The following is a 255-nucleotide window of genomic DNA, read 5'->3' as shown; positions in this document are numbered from 1 at the left end:
GGTCGCTTCTCTTTGTATGCGCCATTGTAGCACGTGTGTAGCCCTACTCGTAAGGGCCATGATGACTTGACGTCATCCCCACCTTCCTCCAGTTTATCACTGGCAGTCTCCTTTGAGTTCCCGGCCGAACCGCTGGCAACAAAGGATAAGGGTTGCGCTCGTTGCGGGACTTAACCCAACATTTCACAACACGAGCTGACGACAGCCATGCAGCACCTGTCTCAGAGTTCCCGAAGGCACCAATCCATCTCTGGA

Annotated in this window: 1 rRNA gene; it reads right to left on the bottom strand. The window is 54.1% G+C overall.

The features are described from left to right. Nucleotides 1-255: ribosomal RNA gene (locus ACERY3_RS25470) — 16S ribosomal RNA — on the bottom strand; the annotation flags it as partial.

The sequence above is a fragment of the Enterobacter cloacae complex sp. ESBL7 genome (assembly GCF_041679625.1).
In the GTDB taxonomy this organism is placed as follows: domain Bacteria; phylum Pseudomonadota; class Gammaproteobacteria; order Enterobacterales; family Enterobacteriaceae; genus Enterobacter; species Enterobacter asburiae_B.
Note: the sequence above shows the minus strand (reverse complement) of the source record. Positions and strands in the feature narration are given on the sequence as shown.